Source organism: Xanthomonas vasicola pv. musacearum NCPPB 4379, assembly GCF_000277895.2.
Classification (GTDB): Bacteria; Pseudomonadota; Gammaproteobacteria; order Xanthomonadales; family Xanthomonadaceae; genus Xanthomonas; species Xanthomonas vasicola.
Genome location: NZ_CP034655.1, coordinates 3350976 through 3368960 on the forward strand (window position 1 = coordinate 3350976; position 17985 = coordinate 3368960).

At 63.4% G+C, this 17985-nt stretch carries 14 protein-coding genes and 2 pseudogenes; 8 read left to right on the plus strand and 8 right to left on the minus strand.

Going from position 1 to position 17985, the window contains the following annotated elements; all coding sequences use genetic code 11:
• Window positions 1-7 precede the first annotated feature (7 nt).
• The 3 genes from ileS to murJ all read right to left on the minus strand — a co-directional run bounded on the left by ileS (window position 8) and on the right by murJ (window position 5636).
• Complete coding sequence (gene ileS, locus KWO_RS15605) at window positions 8-2839, minus strand: isoleucine--tRNA ligase (protein WP_010380626.1); 2832 nt, start codon at window positions 2837-2839, stop codon at window positions 8-10.
• The gene (locus KWO_RS15610) at window positions 2836-3837 is read right to left on the minus strand and encodes a bifunctional riboflavin kinase/FAD synthetase (protein ID WP_010365815.1); all 1002 of its coding nucleotides are present in this window, start codon (window positions 3835-3837) and stop codon (window positions 2836-2838) included. Before KWO_RS15610 ends, ileS begins: the two co-directional genes overlap by 4 nt.
• Before the next feature lie 194 nt (window positions 3838-4031).
• Window positions 4032-5636, minus strand: coding sequence for a murein biosynthesis integral membrane protein MurJ (murJ, locus tag KWO_RS15615; RefSeq protein WP_010380631.1), 1605 nt, complete (start codon window positions 5634-5636; stop codon window positions 4032-4034).
• Between the two features lie 116 nt (window positions 5637-5752).
• Here murJ and rpsT point away from each other — a divergent pair, with 116 nt between their 5' ends.
• Window positions 5753-6022, plus strand: a complete 270-nt coding sequence (gene rpsT / locus KWO_RS15620; RefSeq protein ID WP_003484323.1) for a 30S ribosomal protein S20 — start codon at window positions 5753-5755, stop codon at window positions 6020-6022.
• Window positions 6023-6113: 91 nt separating this feature from the next.
• On the opposite strand, the gene obgE is transcribed toward rpsT, so the two are convergent.
• The 3 genes from obgE to rplU all read right to left on the minus strand — a co-directional run bounded on the left by obgE (window position 6114) and on the right by rplU (window position 7992).
• Entirely contained in the window at window positions 6114-7166 is a 1053-nt protein-coding gene (gene obgE / locus KWO_RS15625) for a GTPase ObgE (protein WP_010365805.1), read from the minus strand.
• A 232-nt stretch (window positions 7167-7398) separates the two neighbouring features.
• Entirely contained in the window at window positions 7399-7659 is a 261-nt protein-coding gene (rpmA, locus tag KWO_RS15630; RefSeq protein WP_010380633.1) for a 50S ribosomal protein L27, read from the minus strand.
• A gap of 12 nt (window positions 7660-7671) precedes the next feature.
• Window positions 7672-7992, minus strand: a complete 321-nt coding sequence (rplU, locus tag KWO_RS15635) for a 50S ribosomal protein L21 (RefSeq protein ID WP_003484328.1) — start codon at window positions 7990-7992, stop codon at window positions 7672-7674.
• Window positions 7993-8284: 292 nt separating this feature from the next.
• Here rplU and uvrA point away from each other — a divergent pair, with 292 nt between their 5' ends.
• Both uvrA and KWO_RS15645 read left to right on the plus strand, forming a co-directional pair.
• The gene (gene uvrA / locus KWO_RS15640; protein WP_017113043.1) at window positions 8285-11251 is read left to right on the plus strand and encodes an excinuclease ABC subunit UvrA; all 2967 of its coding nucleotides are present in this window, start codon (window positions 8285-8287) and stop codon (window positions 11249-11251) included.
• Entirely contained in the window at window positions 11251-11655 is a 405-nt protein-coding gene (locus tag KWO_RS15645) for an acyl-CoA thioesterase (protein ID WP_010365793.1), read from the plus strand. Before uvrA ends, KWO_RS15645 begins: the two co-directional genes overlap by 1 nt.
• Before the next feature lie 113 nt (window positions 11656-11768).
• On the opposite strand, the gene KWO_RS15650 is transcribed toward KWO_RS15645, so the two are convergent.
• Window positions 11769-12197, minus strand: coding sequence for a copper chaperone PCu(A)C (locus KWO_RS15650; RefSeq protein ID WP_010365792.1), 429 nt, complete (start codon window positions 12195-12197; stop codon window positions 11769-11771).
• A gap of 65 nt (window positions 12198-12262) precedes the next feature.
• On the opposite strand from KWO_RS15650, the gene KWO_RS15655 reads away from it, so the two are divergent.
• The 5 genes and pseudogenes from KWO_RS15655 to KWO_RS15675 all read left to right on the plus strand — a co-directional run bounded on the left by KWO_RS15655 (window position 12263) and on the right by KWO_RS15675 (window position 16829).
• Window positions 12263-13033: an enoyl-CoA hydratase/isomerase family protein gene (locus KWO_RS15655; protein ID WP_010380640.1), complete on the plus strand. Its 771-nt coding sequence runs from the start codon at window positions 12263-12265 to the stop codon at window positions 13031-13033.
• A gap of 70 nt (window positions 13034-13103) precedes the next feature.
• Complete coding sequence (gene tesB, locus KWO_RS15660; RefSeq protein WP_010365789.1) at window positions 13104-14003, plus strand: acyl-CoA thioesterase II; 900 nt, start codon at window positions 13104-13106, stop codon at window positions 14001-14003.
• 233 nt (window positions 14004-14236) lie between these two features.
• On the plus strand, window positions 14237-14740 hold the full coding sequence (locus KWO_RS15665) for a putative signal transducing protein (RefSeq protein WP_017113044.1): 504 nt from the start codon (window positions 14237-14239) through the stop codon (window positions 14738-14740).
• A 112-nt stretch (window positions 14741-14852) separates the two neighbouring features.
• Window positions 14853-16043 (plus strand): annotated as a pseudogene (locus KWO_RS15670) (RNA polymerase sigma factor).
• A 300-nt stretch (window positions 16044-16343) separates the two neighbouring features.
• Window positions 16344-16829, plus strand: coding sequence for a hypothetical protein (locus KWO_RS15675; RefSeq protein WP_026112236.1), 486 nt, complete (start codon window positions 16344-16346; stop codon window positions 16827-16829).
• A 114-nt stretch (window positions 16830-16943) separates the two neighbouring features.
• Here the strand turns inward: KWO_RS15675 and KWO_RS15680 are convergent.
• Window positions 16944-17883: pseudogene (locus KWO_RS15680) on the minus strand (IS481 family transposase).
• Window positions 17884-17985 lie beyond the last annotated feature (102 nt).

The following is a 17985-nucleotide window of genomic DNA, read 5'->3' on the forward strand; positions in this document are numbered from 1 at the left end:
CACGGCATCAGAACCAGCGACGCTGCTCGCCGGGGCCTTCGATATTGCTGACGCAGCGGCTGCACAGTTCCGGGCGACGCGGGTCGCTGCCCACGCTGGCCTGGTGGTGCCAGCAGCGCACGCACTTGGCCTTGGTCGTGGGCCGCGCGCTGACGAAAATGTCGTCAGTGCTGGCAGCGGTCACGGTGACGTCGCCACTGATGAACAAAAAGCGCAGCTCCTCGGCAAGCGGCTGCCAGCGCGCGGCAGTCTGAGCGTCGGCAGCCACGGTGATCTCCGCTTCCAGCGCCGCGCCGATCGCGCCATTGGCACGCATCGGCTCCAGCACCTTAGCCACCTGCTCGCGCACGATCAACAACTTATCGAAATCTGCACTGGTCAACGCGGCATCGGCCGGTAACGGTGCGAGGCCGTCGTACCAGGTGGCGAACAGCACGTTGTCGACGTGCTTGCCCGGTAGATAGCCCCACAGTTCTTCGGCGGTGAAGCTCAACACCGGCGCGATCCAGCGCACGAACGCCTCGGCCACGTGATACATCGCGCTCTGCGCCGAACGGCGGCCGCGCGCATCTTCGGCCATCGTGTACAGGCGGTCCTTGGTGACGTCCAGGTACAGCGAACCCAGATCGACGCTGCAGAAATTCAGCAGCGCCTGCACGATCTCGGCAAAGTCGTAGCGCGCGTACGCGGCCACGATCTTTTCCTGCAGCTCATGGGCGCGATGCACGATCCAGCGGTCCAGCAGCACCATCTCGTCCAGCGCCACCAGATGCTGCAGCGGATCGAAGCCATGCAGATTGCCGAGCAAGAAGCGCGCGGTATTGCGCAAGCGGCGATACGCATCGGCATTGCGCTTGAGGATCTCCTGCGACAGCGACATCTCGTTGCTGTAGTCGGCCGAGGCGATCCACAGGCGCAGGATGTCCGCGCCCAGGGTCTTCATGATGTCCTGCGGCTCGATGCCGTTGCCCAGCGACTTGGACATCTTGCGGCCGTGCTCGTCCACAGTGAAACCGTGGGTGAGGCACTGCTTGTACGGCGCCGCCTTGTCCATCGCCACGCCGCTCAGCAGCGACGACTGAAACCAGCCGCGGTGCTGGTCGGAACCTTCCAGATACAGGTCGGCCGGCTTGGGCAGGCCACGATCCGGAAGCACCGCTTCATGCGTCACTCCGGAGTCGAACCACACATCCAGGATGTCGGTGATCTTGTCGTAATCGGCCGCTTCATCGCCCAGCAGTTCGGCTGCGTCCAGCGTGTACCAGACATCGACGCCGCCCTGCTCCACCCGATCGGCGACGTGGCGCAACAACTCGGTGCTGCGCGGATGCGGTTCGCCGGTTTCGCGATGGACGAACAAGGCGATCGGCACGCCCCAGGTGCGCTGACGCGAGATGGTCCAATCCGGGCGTCCGTCGACCATGCCGGCGATACGCGCCTGGCCCCACGACGGATACCAATGCACGCTTTCGATGGCCTTCAGCGCATCGGCGCGCAGATTGGCCTGCTCCATCGAGATGAACCACTGCGGCGTGGCACGGAACGCAATCGGCGTCTTGTGCCGCCAGCAATGCGGATAGCTGTGCTCCATCTTGCTGGCCGCCAGCAGCACACCGGTGTCGCGCAGCGCCTCGATGATGACGTCGTTGGCTTTCCAGATATGCACGCCGGCCAGCACGGTGTCGCCCAGCGGCGGAGTGGACGGCAGATACACGCCGCGCCCGTCGACCGGGTTGATCTGCGCAGCGCCATAGCGCTCCAGCAGACCGTATTGCTTGGAGACCTGGTAGTCCTCCTGGCCGTGACCCGGGGCGGTATGCACCGCGCCGGTACCATCTTCGGCCGACACGTGATCGCCCAGCAGCAGCGGGATCTCGCGTTCGGCATAGAACGGGTGGTTCAGCAGCATCTGCTCCAGCGCAGCGCCCTTGGCGTGGCCATGCACCACCACGTCGTCCACGCCGTAACGGGCCAGCGCCTTGGCAGCGAGCGCTTCGGCGATCACCAGCCAGCGCGGCTGGTTGCGATCGGCCGGACCTTCGACCAGCACATAGTCGAGCTCTGCGCCCAAGCTCACCGCCAGCGACGCCGGCAGCGTCCACGGCGTGGTGGTCCAGATTGGCACCGCCACGCCCACGCCCGCCGGCAGGCTCGCGCCGAATGCGGCAGCGACTGCGCCCGGATCGCGCGCCGGGTAAGCGATATCCACCGTCGGCGACACTTTGTCGGCGTATTCGATCTCGGCCTCGGCCAATGCCGAACCGCAATCGAAACACCAATGCACCGGCTTGACGCCGCGGGTCAGATGGCCGTTATCGACCACCTTGGCCAGCGCGCGAATTTCGTTCGCTTCGAAACGGAAATCCAGCGTCTTGTAAGGGTTGTCCCAATCGCCGATCACACCCAGGCGCTTGAAATCGCGCCGCTGCAGATCGATCTGCTCGGCCGCGTATTCGCGGCACTTCTGGCGGAATTCGGCCGCATCGAGCTTGACGCCGACCTTGCCGTATTTCTTTTCGATCGCGATCTCGATCGGCAGGCCGTGGCAGTCCCAGCCGGGGATATACGGCGCATCGAAGCCAGCCAGATACTTCGACTTGACGATGATGTCCTTGAGGATCTTGTTGACCGCATGGCCCAGGTGGATCTGGCCATTGGCATACGGCGGGCCGTCGTGCAGCACGAACAGCGGCCGTCCGGCGGCATTGGCACGCAGTTGCGCGTAGAAGCCCTCGCGCTCCCAGCGCTCCAGCATCGCCGGCTCGCGCTTGGGCAGGTCGCCGCGCATCGGAAATTCCGTCGCAGGCAGATGAAGAGTGGCTTTGTAGTCTTGGGTCACAGGAATCTACCGTTGCGCTGGATTTCTTGAGAAGGACTCGCAGTCCTTACGGGTTGTTGCTGAGAATTCGCCTGTGCCGCCAACACCTCACGCGCCTGTCCGGCATCGCGATGCATCTGCACGGTCAGCGCCTCCAGGCCATCGAATTTTTCTTCGTCGCGCAGCTTGGCGACGAATTCGACGTCGATGTGGCGGCCATACAGATCGCCCTGGAAATCGAACAGGTGCGCTTCCAGCAGCGGCTCCACACCGGCCACCGTTGGACGCGTGCCAAAGCTCGAGACCGACGGCCAGGGCGTCTTGGCCACGCCATGCACCCAGGTCGCATAGATTCCCGACAAGGCCGGCGTGCGCGGAAAGCGCAAGTTGGCAGTGGGATAACCCAAGCTGCGACCAAGCTGCTTGCCGCGCACGACCCGCCCACCGATGGCGTACGGGCGACCAAGCAAGTCGCCGGCGTGGGCGAATTCGCCCGCAACCAGCAGTTCGCGAATGCGCGTTGCCGAAATCCGCTCGCCGTGCAGATGCACCGGGGCGATCTCGCCGGCCACAAAGCCATGTTGTTCGCCAAGCATATGCAGCAGGCGGATGTCGCCACCGCGCCGATGGCCGAAGCGGAACTCCGGACCGATCCAGACTTCGCGCGCACACAACCGGCCGACCAGCGCCAGGCGTACGAAATCTTCCGCGCTCATCTTCGACAGGCGGCCATCGAAACGGATCATGCCCACGCTGTCGGCGCCGAACCCGTACAAGCCTTCGATCTTGGCGCGTGCCAGGGTCAGACGCGGCGGCGGCGCGGCGGGCGCGAAGAACTCACGCGGCAGCGGCTCGAAGCTCACCGCCACTGCCGGCACACCGAGCGCGCGCGCGCGCGCCACGGCGTGTTGCACCAGCGTCCGATGACCCAGGTGCAGGCCATCAAAGGCGCCGATGCAGACCACGCTTCCGTGCGGGAACAACGTCCCGCCCTCGACGTCTCTAAACAGCGTGCTCATTCCTCGATCCAAACAGATGCCGACCAGCCGGCCGACCCTCGTTGCTACATAACCTGCAAGTATAGCCGGGCCTGTCAAGCCGCATGGGCACGCACTTGGGCGCGGCAGCGCCCGATTGATCGCCATGCGATTGACTGCCCGAGACCCTGGACAGCGCGGGCGGCCTTGCACGTCCACTCGTGTTCGGCAGTTGCCTAGCCTTCGCGCAGATGCCGCGGCCGCAGCCCCAGTGCCAGCTGCGCGACCAGATAGGTCGCCCCACCACTGCCCACCAGTACCGCAAGCCAACCGATGCGGTCCCATTTCCCCATCTGCGTAAACGACGGCAGCCACCACAGCAAACTCAACAGCACCGCCACCATCGCCGCACACGCCAGCAGCAGACGCAGCACATAGCCGCTCCAGCCCGGCCGGCGCTGATACACGCCGGACTTACCCAGCCAGTACCACAGCAATCCCAGGTTGAGATAACTCGACAGTGCACTGGCGATCCCCAACGCCAGATGCAGGCCTGGCTGCTTGCCCATCGCCTGCATCACACCCTGCGCCTTGAGCTCGGGCGGCACCATGATCTGGTAGACCACCGCCAGCAACGCGAAGTTGAACACCATGTTGGCGATCAGCGCCGCCACACCTGCACGCACCGGGGTGCGGGTGTCCTGGCGCGCGTAGAAGGCCGGCAGCAGCACTTTGATCATGGCGTAGGCCGGCAAGCCAAAGCTCAACCCGTAGACCGACATCGCGGTCATGCGCGTATCGAACGCGGTGAACTGGCGGTACTGGAACAACGTCGCCACCAACGGCTCGGCCAGCAGCAACAAGCCCAGCATGGCCGGCATCGCAATCAGCAAGGTGGTGCGGAAGCCCCAATCCAGCGCGCCGGAGAAGGCAGCGCGGTCGGTCTTGACGTGATGGCGGGCCAGCGCCGGCAGGATCACCGTGCCAAGTGCCACGCCGAACACACCCAGCGGCAATTCCAGGAAACGGTCGGCCAGCGACAGCCACGATTGCGAGCCATCGGCCAGCTTGGCCGCGATGACGGTGTCCAGCAGCAGGTTGATCTGCGCAATAGACGAGCCGAACAAGGTTGGGATCATCAAGGTCAGCACCTTGCGCACGCCTGGATGACGCCAGCCCCAGCGCGGCAGGGTCAACAGGTTGATGCCTTTCAGCGAAGGCAGCTGGAACAACAACTGCAGCATGCCCGCCGCCAGTACCGCCCAGCCCAGTGCAAGGATCTGCTTTTCCGGCGTACCGCCCAATCGCGGCGCCAGCCACACGGCGCCGGCGATCATGCACAGGTTGAGGATCACCGGGGTCAGCGCCGGCATCGCGAACTTTTGAAAACTGTTCAACGCCCCGCCCGCCAGCGCGGTTAACGAAACGAACAGCAGAAACGGGAAGGTCAGCCGGAACAGATCCACCAGTAGGCCGTGTTTGGCTGGATCGGTGCCCACGCCACTGGAGAACAGCGTGGCAAGCTGCGGCGCGAAGATCAGTGCCAGTGCAGTGACAAGCAGCAGCGCTCCGCCCAGGGTGCCCGCTACGCGCGCCATCAACTCGCGCAACTCGGCATGGGGACGGGTTTCCTTGACCTCGGTGAACACCGGCACGAAGGCGGTGGCGAACGAGCCTTCGGCAAACAGCCGGCGCAAGAAATTGGGGACCCGGAAGGCCACCCAGAACGCATCGGTCACCGCATTGGTGCCGAAGGTGGTGGTGATGACCTGGTCGCGAACCAGCCCTAGCACCCGTGAAACCATGGTCATACTGCTAAATGAGAGTAGGCCTCTCAACATGCCGGGCTTACTCACGCTGCATCCCTCTTGACAACTGACTTGACGTACATATCTGGGTCCATCATACTTTCGCGCTTGCTTTTTCCACCATACCGATTTTTCAGGAACCCACCACCGTGGCCAATATCAAGTCCGCCAAGAAGCGCGCCAAGCAGACCATTGTGCGCAATGAGCGCAACACCGGTCAGCGTTCGATGCTGCGCACCGCCGTCAAGAAGGTGATCAAGGCCCTTGACGCCAACGATGCTGCAGGCGCCGAAGCTGCTTTCGCCGTTGCTCAGCCCATCCTCGACCGTTTCAGCGCCCGTGGCCTGATTCACAAGAACAAGGCTGCGCGTCACAAGAGCCGCCTGACCGCTCGCATCAAGGCCATCAAGGCCGCGTAAGCGATCAGTTGGTGCGTTGCCGGAAGCCTGGCTTCCTGCAATACAGAAAAACCCGGCCTTGTCCGGGTTTTTTGTGTGTATGCGCCTGTACTTAGCCCGCATTGCGCGCTTCGAGCTCGTCTTCGCGCTGGCGGTCGAAGAACGCCATGACGTCCTTCATGATCGGGAACGTGCCATCGCGCCCAAGGGCGGAGACCAGGTACCACGGCGCCGTCCAGCCCAGCTCGGCCACGATGGTTTCTGCAGCGGCACGCGCCTCGTCTTCAAACATCAGGTCGGCCTTGTTGAGCACCAGCCATCGCGGCTTCTTCAGCAGCTCGGGATCATGCCGTTCCAGCTCACGCTCGATGGTGCGCACCTGCTCGGCCGGCGACACGCCTTCCACGCCACCGTCCATCGGAGCAATATCCACCAGATGCAGCAGCAGGCGGGTGCGCTGCAGATGGCGCAGGAACTGCGTACCCAGGCCGGCGCCGTCGGCAGCGCCTTCGATCAGGCCCGGCACGTCGGCGATGACGAAGCTGCGGTACGCCTCGACACTGACCACGCCCAGATTCGGGTACAGGGTCGTGAACGGGTAATCGGCCACCTTCGGCGTTGCCGATGACACCGCGCGAATCAAGGTGCTCTTACCAGCATTCGGGAAGCCCAGCAGGCCAACGTCAGCCAGCAGCTTCAACTCCAGCTTGAGCAGGCGCTCCTCGCCCTCTTCACCGGTGGTGGACTGGCGCGGTGCGCGGTTGACCGAACTCTTGAAATGCATGTTGCCCAGGCCGCCCTTGCCGCCCTTGGCCACCAGCAAGCGGTCGCCGTGCTGAGTCAGGTCGCCGATGACTTCGTCGGTCTGCACGTTCATCACCACGGTACCGACCGGCACCACGATGATGCGATCTTCGCCGCCCTTGCCGTAGGCCTGACGGCCCATGCCGTTCTCGCCGCGCTGCGCCTTGAAGGTGCGCTCATGGCGGAAATCGACCAGCGTGTTGACGTTCTCGTCGGCCACGATCCAGACGCTGCCGCCGCTACCGCCATCGCCACCATCAGGCCCGCCGAGCGGGATGAACTTCTCGCGGCGAAAGCCGACACAGCCGTTGCCGCCATTGCCGGCGGTGACCAGGATTTCTGCTTCGTCGACTAACTTCATGAGATTTGGGATTCGTAATTTGAAATTGGTAACACCACCGCAGCACGCCGCTTGGCAGCTGCGGGAAAGCAGGAAGCGACGGCATCGGAACGTATCGGAATCCGCAGTTGCGAATCCCGAATCCCGAATCCCCACTCCCGGCTCTCAAACAAAAAACCCCGCCGAAGCGGGGCTTTCCGTCTCGTTCGCAGGGCATTGCTGCCTAGCGAACTGGCCTGCATGGAGCGGGCGATTACGCATCGGCAACCACGCTGACGGTGCGACGCTTCTTCGCACCCTTGACCGAGAACTCCACCTTGCCGTCCACCAGGGCGAACAGGGTGTGGTCACGGCCGAGGCCGACGCCGGCGCCCGGATGGAACTGGGTGCCGCGCTGACGCACGATGATGTTGCCGGCGTCGATGGCTTGGCCACCGAAGATCTTCACGCCGAGGTACTTCGGGTTCGAATCGCGACCGTTGCGCGAGGAACCTACGCCCTTTTTATGTGCCATGACTGGTTCTCCTTACTTCTTGTCGCCACCGGCGATGCCGGTGATCTCGATTTCGGTGTAGTGCTGACGGTGTCCCTGGCGCTTCATGTGGTGCTTGCGGCGACGGAACTTGATGATGCGCACCTTGTCGGCGCGGCCGTGGGCCACAACCTTGGCGGTGACCGAGGCGCCCTTCAGCGCATCGCCCAGCTTGATGCCATCGCTATCGCCCAGCATCAGGATGGTGTCGAACTTGATCTCGTTACCAGCTTCGACTTCGAGCTTTTCCACGCGGAGCGTTTCGCCCTGCGCGACGCGGTACTGCTTACCGCCGGTTACCAAAACTGCGTACATGACCAGGTTTTCCTCTGTAGTTATTATGGTCGCACTGCCATGCCCTAGGGCAAACAGGAGCGGGATTGTACTGGCTTAGCCGGTTTCGGGTCAAGTGGCAAGCACTCTTGCCGCAACCACCTGACAGCAGGCTGGCAGAACGCATCATCCGGCCCCCACAACGGCCCCAGCAGACTGGCATTTGGGGCAATTGCCCTCACCTAAGTCGGCGGGTAGGCTGATCGACTGCCACTCATTCCTGCTGAGCACGCTCGCACCACTGCCGGTTCGCCGGCCCGACATCGGATCCCCCATGGCGATGGATTTCATCCGCATCCGCGGCGCGCGGACGCACAACCTCAAGAACATCGACCTCGACCTGCCTCGCGACAAATTGATCGTGATCACCGGCCTGTCCGGCTCGGGCAAGTCGTCGTTGGCGTTCGACACCATCTATGCGGAAGGCCAGCGCCGCTACGTCGAGTCGTTGTCGGCGTATGCGCGCCAGTTCCTCAGCGTGATGGAAAAGCCGGACCTGGACCATATCGAAGGCTTGTCGCCGGCGATTTCGATCGAACAGAAATCCACCTCGCACAACCCGCGCTCCACGGTCGGCACGATCACTGAGATCTACGACTACCTGCGCCTGCTGTACGCACGCGTGGGCCAGCCGCGCTGCCCGGACCATGGCTTCCCGCTGGAAGCGCAGACCGTCAGCCAGATGGTCGACCACATGCTCACCCAGGATCAGGAGCAGCGGTACATGCTGCTGGCCCCAGTGATCCGCGACCGCAAGGGCGAGCATGCGCAGGTGTTCGAACAACTGCGCGCACAGGGCTTCGTGCGCGTGCGCGTGGACGGCGAGCTGTATGAAATCGATGCGGTGCCGGCATTGGCGCTGCGCCAGAAGCACACCATCGAAGCGGTGATCGACCGCTTCCGTCCGCGCGAAGACATCAAGCAGCGCCTGGCGGAAAGTTTCGAAACCGCGCTCAAGCTCGGCGAAGGCATGGTGGCGGTGCAATCGCTGGACGACCCGGCGGCAGCGCCGCATCTGTTCTCGTCCAAGTACAGCTGCCCGGTGTGCGATTACTCGTTGCCGGAGCTGGAACCGCGGCTGTTTTCGTTCAATGCACCGGTGGGCGCCTGCCCGAGCTGCGATGGCCTGGGCGTGGCCGAATTCTTCGACCCCGATCGCGTGGTCGTGCATCCCGAACTGTCGCTGTCGGCCGGCGCGGTGCGCGGTTGGGATCGACGCAATGCCTATTATTTCCAGCTGATTGCCTCGCTGGCCAAGCACTACAAGTTCGATGTGGATGCGGTATGGAACACGCTGCCGGCCAAGGTGCGCCAGGCGGTGCTGTTCGGCAGCGGCGATGAGGTGATCAGCTTCACCTACTTTACCGATGCGGGCGGGCGCACCACGCGCAAGCATCGCTTCGAAGGCATCCTGCCGAACCTGGAGCGCCGTTACCGCGAAACCGAATCGCCGGCGGTGCGCGAAGAGCTGACCAAGTACGTCAGCCAGCAGCCCTGCCCTGCCTGCAACGGCACGCGCTTGAATCGCGCTGCGCGCAACGTGTTCGTAGCCGATCGCCCACTGCCGGAACTGGTGGTGCTTCCGGTCAACGAAGCGCTGAGTTTTTTCCGTGGTTTGTCGCTGCCGGGTTGGCGCGGCGAGATTGCGGCAAAGATCGTCAAGGAGATCGGCGAGCGGCTGGGCTTCCTGGTCGATGTGGGCCTGGATTACCTCACCTTGGAGCGCAAGGCCGACACCTTGTCCGGTGGTGAAGCGCAGCGCATTCGCCTGGCCAGCCAGATCGGCGCCGGCCTGGTTGGGGTGATGTATGTACTGGACGAGCCGTCGATCGGCTTGCACCAGCGCGACAACGAACGCCTGCTCGGCACGCTGACGCGATTGCGCGATCTGGGCAACACCGTGATCGTGGTCGAGCATGACGAAGACGCGATTCGGCTGGCCGACCACGTACTGGATATCGGCCCCGGTGCCGGCGTGCATGGCGGCGAAATCTGCGCGCAAGGAACGCTGCAGGACATTTTGGAATCGCCACGTTCGCTCACTGGCCAATACCTGTCGGGCAAGCGTCGCATCGAGATTCCCAAGCAGCGCCATAAGCCCAACCCGAAGATGATGCTGCATCTGCGCGGGGCGACCGGCAACAACTTGAAGAATGTCGACCTGGATATTCCGGCCGGCTTGCTCACCTGCATCACCGGCGTGTCCGGCTCGGGCAAGTCGACGCTGATCAACGATACGTTGTTCACGCTGGCCGCCAACGAAATCAATGGCGCCTCGCATACAGTGGCACCGCATCGCGAAGTCGAAAATCTGGACCTGTTCGACAAGGTGGTGGATATCGACCAGTCGCCGATCGGGCGCACACCGCGCTCCAATCCGGCGACCTACACCGGCATGTTTACCCCGTTGCGCGAGCTGTTTGCGCAGGTGCCGGAATCGCGTGCACGCGGTTATTCGCCAGGCCGTTTCAGCTTCAACGTACGTGGCGGCCGCTGCGAGGCCTGCCAGGGCGACGGCATGATCAAGGTGGAGATGCACTTCCTGCCCGACGTCTACGTGCCTTGCGATGTCTGCCACGGCAAGCGCTATAACCGCGAAACGCTGGAGATCCGTTACAAGGGTTTCAACATCAGCGACGTGCTGCAGATGACCGTGGAAGATGCGCTGCGCCTGTTCGAGCCGGTGCCGTCGATCGCGCGCAAGCTGGAAACGCTGGTCGATGTGGGCTTGAGCTACATCAAGCTGGGCCAGAGCGCGACCACACTCTCCGGCGGTGAAGCGCAGCGCGTCAAGCTGTCCAAGGAACTGTCGCGTCGCGATACCGGGCGCACCTTGTACATCCTGGACGAGCCGACCACCGGCCTGCACTTCCACGATATCGAAGCGTTGCTCGTCGTGCTGCACAAGCTGCGCGACGAAGGCAACACGGTGGTGGTGATCGAACACAATCTGGACGTGATCAAGACCGCCGACTGGATTGTGGATCTGGGTCCGGAAGGCGGCCATCGCGGCGGTACCATCCTGGTCTCCGGCATGCCGGAAGATGTGGCTGCACACAAGGCGTCCTACACCGGGCAGTTCCTGGCCAAGATGCTGCCGTCAGTGAAGGCGCGCGAGACGCGGCCGGCGGCAATGGCCAACAAGCCCGATGCGCGCCCGCCGCGCAAGGTCAAACCGGAGAAGGTGGCCAAGGTCGCCAAATCCGCCACCAAGAAGACTGCAAAGAAGAAGGCAAGCTGATGAGCGAACATAAGGTTCTGGCACGCATCCCGATCAGCGTGCGCTGGCGCGACATGGACAGCATGGGCCACGTCAACAACGCCAAGTACATTTCCTATCTGGAGGAAGCGCGCGTGCGCTGGATGCTGGGCGTGCAAGGCGTGGCGATGACCGACCGCATCCCGCCGGTGGTTGCTGCCACCAACGTCAATTACAAGCAGCCATTGATCTGGCCCAACGACATCACCGTCGAGTTGTTCGTCGAACGCCTGGGCACCAGCAGCGTGACCATTGGCCACCGCATCTTCGACCAAAAGGATGACAGCAAGCTGTACTCCGATGGCAACGTGGTGGTGGTGTGGATCGATACGCAGACCGGCAAGAGCGCGGCGCTGCCGGATGCGGTGCGCGCGGCTAGCAGCTGAGTTTTCTATCGACCCGGTCGCTGACGCCATAAGCGCGAAACATCAACGGCGGCTCTTTCGGGAGCCGCCGTTTTTGTTTGCATGCAGGTGTGTTGCGCGACAGCGTCAAACCATCAGGACCCGGGCGCGCGCTGACGTGCTTCGAACGTGGCCTTGATTTCGCGACCGTCCTGCAGGGTGAAACTCACCGGCACCTGCGCACCTTCCTGCAGCGGCGCAGTCGCGTCCATCAACATCAGATGCAGGCCACCCGGCGCCAGCGGCACCGACTTGCCGGCCGGTAATGCCAGCTCCGGAACCGCACGCATGCGACTGACGCCATTGGTCTGCGTGGTTTCGTGCAGGGACACATCGGCAAACACACTGCTTTTCGCTGCAGTGATCTTCAGTGGCTGCGGACAGCCGTTATGAAACTGGCCGAAACCGGCCGCCATGCCCATGCCACCGGGAGGCGGGATGCGTATCCAGCCATTCTTGAATTCGGGCAGGCATTGGGCCGACGCGCCTGCACCTGCCACCAGCGCCAATGCCGCAAACACCATGCCACCACACCTAACCCGCCTGCTTCGACTGCCGTCTATCATGACCCGACCTCCAGGAGCCCCGAATGAGCATCCAGATCTTAGACCATGGCCGTCTTCGCGAAATCCGTCTGGCGCGTCCGCCGGTCAATGCGCTGGACAGCGCGTTGTGCCAGGCGCTGAGCGCCGCGGTGCAGCAGGCGGGCGAGCAGGTCGATGGCATCGTGCTGTCGGGTAGCGAGCGGATCTTTTCCGGCGGCATGGATGTGCCGTATCTGCTGGCGCACGGCACCGACCGCGCCGCGCTGCTGGCCAGTTGGACTGCGTTCTTCGATGCCGCGCGGGCGCTGGCCAACAGCCGCGTGCCGGTGGTGGCGGCCATCGGCGGGCATGCGCCGGCCGGCGGCTGCGTGCTGGCGCTGTGCTGCGACTACCGGGTGATGGCGCGCAGTGCCGACACCGCCAAACCCTATGGGATTGGCCTCAACGAAGTACAGGTAGGCCTGGCCGCGCCGGAAGGCATCCAGCGTCTATTGCGCCGCGTGGTCGGGGCGCACCGCGCAGAGCGCCTGCTGATCTCCGGGCAACTGCTGCCGGCCGAACAGGCGGTCAAGATCGGCCTGGTGGACGAGCTGGTCGATGGCGAGTTGGTGACCGCGCGTGCGGTGGCATGGCTGCAGGAGCTGCAACAGCTGCCGCGCCAGCCGATGCTGACCACGCGTGCGATTGCGCGCGCAGACCTGCGCGCGGCATTGGCGCCAGAGTTGATCCAGCTGGAGCGCTTTATCGATGGCTGGTACGCGCCAGATGCGCAGACCGCGCTGCATGGTCTGGTGGCGCGCCTGCAGAAGGCCTGAGCTCCGCCGTCGCGGCGCCCATTGGGTGGGCCGGTATACTCGCGGTCCGTCGCACGCCCAGGCCAGCCCCTTGTCCGCCACCGCCGAACCCGTCGTCTCCGAACTGATCAGCCTGCTGTCGCTGGAGCGTCTGGAGGACAACCTGTTTCGTGGCCAGAGCCGCGACATCGGCACCAAATACGTGTTCGGTGGTCAGGTGCTGGGCCAGGCGTTATCGGCAGCACAGGCGACGGTGGAAAACGGCCGTCAGGCGCATTCGCTGCACGCGTATTTCCTGCGTGCCGGCAATATCGACCACCCCATCGTTTACGACGTCGACCGCACCCGCGATGGCGGCAGCTTCTCGGTACGCCGGATCACGGCAATCCAGCACGGCAAGGTGATCTTTTTCTGCGCGGCCTCGTTTCAAGAGCACGAAGACGGTGCCGAGCATCAGTCGGCGATGCCGGTGGTGCCGCCGCCGGAAGACATCGAACCGGCCGCACCGCTGGCACCGGAAGTGTTGGCCAAGCTGCCGGCCAAGGTGCAGCGCTGGCTCTCGCGCGGCGGCCCGTTCGAGTTTCGCCATGTGTTTCCGCGCGATGAACTCAAGCCGCCCAAGCGCCCGCCGTTTCAGCAGATGTGGCTGCGCTTGAGCAATCCCATCGGCGACGATGTGGGCCTGCATAGCGCGCTGCTGGCATATGCCTCGGATTTCCAGTTGCTGGGCACCTCGACATTTCCGCACGGCATCAGCTATTACACGCCGAACGTGCAGATGGCCTCGCTCGATCATGCGCTGTGGTTCCATCGCCCGTTCCGCACCGACGACTGGCTGCTGTATTCGCTCGACAGCCCCACCGCACAAGGTTCACGCGGTCTGGCGCGCGGGCAGTTCTTCACCCGCGACGGCGTGCTGGTGGCCAGCACCACGCAGGAAGGCCTGATCCGAGTGGTGCCTGACGGCAGCGCGATTGCCGTGCCGGCCTAAGGAGTAGGCCTGCAAGCGCGGCAGCACCGCACGCTGTTCGATTGCCAGTTCGCACGCGGGCCGCGCTGAGGCAGCCAAGCACCTTTCCCAGCGCACCGCAGACGCCGCAAGCTGGCATCCTGGCTCGCCCTGCTTCCGCGGTCACCCGACTGCACCACTCGCATCCTGATGTTTCATCTTGAACCGGCGCCGCAGTGGCGCCATCTGTTCCGGACCCAACGGTGTTTTCCACCATGCGCAAGATCTTCAGCAGTCAACGTATCGAAACCGCCGAAGGCGTGGCCAATCTCTTGCGCGATGCGGGCATCGAGATCCGCCTCAGCAATGGCCGCTCATACCAGAGCAAGCGCGGCGGCCAGTTCAGCTACCTGGAACAGAGCAACGCCCAGGCGCAGCCCACCGTCTGGATCGTGCATGCCAACGATCAGCCGCGTGCGCGCGAACTGTTGCGTGACGCCCGCCTGCTGGACACCACCCGCCGCGACCTACCGAATGTGGAATACACCTTCCGCGAGGGCGAGAACGGCTCCAGCTCCAGCGCGCGTAGCTGGGCCTGGCGCATCCGCCTGGTGTTGCTGCTGGTGATCGGCGCCGTAGCCATGGTGGTGGTGATGCGCCATCGCAGCGCGCCGGCACCGGCGGCACAACCGGCATCGCAGCAAGCGCCAACCCAAGATGCCGCCCCACCAGCCGCAGACGACGAACAGATGCGCGTGCGGATCCAGCCGGCGCGCTGAGCGCGGCTAGCCCGCGCGACCGGCCGGTGGCGCGACGAGCGGCGCCCTGATCATAGCGGTCACATCCATTGCCGGCATGCGTCATGCTGGCGACGGGACATGGATTGGGCCGATGAACGCCCACACGCTGGATCTGATGTTGCGACGCGAACTGCCCAACGCCGCGGCTGGCTGCCAGCAGGCGTACGGGCGCATCGTATTTGCCTGCCAGAACACGGTGACCGCGATCGCACTGGCGATCACCCGCGACCTCGCGGCCAGCGAAGACATCGCCAAGGAGGCCTTCCTGCGTGCCTGGCAGCAGCTGGCGCAGCTGCATCAGCCGGCAAGCTTTCTCCCCTGGCTTCGGCAGATCACCCGCAACCTGGCGCGCGACTGGCTGCGCCAACCGTCATCGTGCGCTCAGCGGCGAGGCGGCAGACCTTGCCATCACAATGGCCGCCAACCCTGCGCCCTCGCCTACCGACCAACTGTTGCAGGTGGAAGAAGAGATCGCCGCGCTCGACATCATTTCTGCATTGCCCGAAGAAAGCCGCAAAAACGCTGCTGCTGTACTACCGCGAAGGCCAGAGCTCGCAGCAGGTTGCGCCTCTGCTCGAACTCAGCGACGCGGCAGTGCGTAAACGCCTGTCGCGCGCACGGGCCAGCGTGCGCAGCGAACTGCTGCGCCGCTTCGGCGACTTCGCACGCGGCAGCGCACCCAGCGCAGCTTTCGCCAGCACAGTGAGCTCGGCCACCCTGTTGGGCGCGCCGGGCACGGCTAGCGCGGCCGTTGTGCTGACGGGCATCGGAGGCGCGGGCAAATTAGGCGCGAGCGGGCTGAGCGGCTCGGCGCTTGGCGGGGCGGCGGCGCTGGCGCGCTCAGCCTCTGGCTCGGCATGCCGGCACTGTTCGCTGCGTGAGCGGTGCTGGTTGCCGGGATCGGCACCTACTGGCCGTATTGGTACCTGCTGCGCTTCGCACAAACCGCCAGCGAGGCCACGGCGGTCCGTCGTTTCATGCACATCACCACGCTGACCTCGGTGCTGGTGTGCGGCAGCACACTGCTGCTGAAACACCTGCAGGCGGGCGCGTGGGCATCGGTTCTGACGCTGTGCGCAGGCATGGCGGTGCTCAACTATCAATCCCAGCGCATCCTGCCACGCGTCACTTGCCCCATGCTGGAACGCGATGCGCACAGACGTGGCGCCACCGGGCACCGCTGTTGTACCGCTGCATGTTCAGTCCCGGCGCGATGGTGCTGAGCACGGCGGCCGTCATTCTGCCTATCGTGCAGCACTACATGTGGTTGGGGATCTTTTGAAGCCAGGCTGACGTCACCGCTTTACCGGCGGTTGCAAACTTTTCCAAGACGAGGACATCCGGGTGCAGATCCAACCGCGCCACCGCAACACCGGCTATGGGTTACGCAGACTTGGCAGCATGTCACGGACTGCGCGCACTGGAGCACGCTCCGGCGCGGCATGCATGTTAATGGCAAACGCCGCGAGCAACAACGTCGCAGGATCCGAAGTGATGCATTCGCATCCGACTTCAGTAACCATCGGGTAGCGGCCGCCCTGCTATAAGCAGGAAGAATTCAACTAGACCCCGGAGCAATGCAGTGAAGGCAACTCTCTTCACCAGTCTGCTAATGATGGCCAGCATGAGCGCTCATGCGGACGGACTGACGACATCCCACGATGGCAAGACGCTGTCGGTGAGTTTCGGAGCACCGACCTTCAAGCAGGTGCTTCACTACAACAAGATGTACGAGAAGAAGCCGTTCCCCGATGCGGAAATCTATTATTTCAGCAACGGCATGTACAAGATCATTTCGCAAGGCGAAAACCATTACGGCGTCTATGTTATGCAGGGGACGTTCGACGACCAGACCTACACGATCCGTTTCATCTCCCTGCCCTCGGAAGACTGGGGCAACAAGACCGCGTTTCATCAGCTGACCTTCGTGCGCGGCGACAAGCAGAATGTCTTCATCCAGAACGCCATCGTCGACACCGGCGAAGCAATCGCGCAGCAGAACGGAACCTACACGCTGGAGAAAAACACCGTGTCCAATCCGGTTCCCACATCCTGGAAGCACGACTAAGCGTTGCACCAACGCCCAGCGTCTGGCTCAAACGCAGCGCCCTCCCGCCAGGCGACAGGGCGCGGTCGATCAGCGCTTTTTACGTACTGCAAATAGCTGGGTGAACTAAGGTTTTCACTCCGGCATTAGATGGATCGGGTTGACCTTGAACCGCTCGGGTTCGGATGTCCACTGTTCGCAGATAAATTCGTACGGTGTCAGACCTTCCAACGCTGTGAGCCTGCGACCGAAGTTGTAGGCGTCGATGAACATGGTCAGATGCCGTTGCAGTTGCGCCTGGTCCTCGTAGTGAAAGCGTTTGACCGTTGCTTCCTTGATGGTTCGATTCATCCACTCCACCTGTCCGTTGGTCCAGGGGTGCGTGACCTGGGTCAAACGATGGCCGACACCGTGCTCTTCGCAGACGCGAGTGAAGATGTGCCTGAAGGCATGGCGGTCGGTTCGGCGATTGGTGAACTGGATGCCGTTGTCTGTCAGCACCGTGTGCAAAGTGTAGGGCATTGTCTGGATCACATTTTGCAGGAATTGCGCAGCCACCAATGTGTTGGCTGCCGCGTGCAGTTCGGTGAGCACAAACTTGGACGTCCTATCGATGGCCACGAACAAATACAGCTTGCCCTGGGTTGTGTGTACTTCTGCAATGTCGATATGAAAGTAGCCAATCGGATAGCTTTTAAACCGCTTCTACGCGGCCTTGTCACCCGTGATGTCGGGTAGCCGCGAGATGCCATGGCGCTGCAGGCAACGGTGAACGATGAGCGCGTCAGACGGGAATGCTTGGCTGCAGTGCGTAGAGACAGTCGTCCAGCGGCAGCAAGGTGTGCTTGCGGAAAGCGACAATCGCCGCCTCTTCCGTAACGGACAACACTGTGGGCCACGGCTGCGTCGGCCCGGTTGGCACATCGGCAACCGAGGTCCGCTTCTTCCACTTCGCCACCGTCTTTTGATGGATTCCGTAACGCTTGGAAAGCGCTCTCAGGCTCTGTTGACTCTGTTGTATCGCTCGACGGATCGCTTCTGTCGTAGTGGCGCTCCCGTGTAGAACCTGGCCCATAGTGCCTCCTTCCACTCGATGGAAAATGATGCACCATCAAATCCTGGGATCAAACACCTAAACCAAACACCCGAACGGCGCTCGCGGGTGAACCACGAGCGC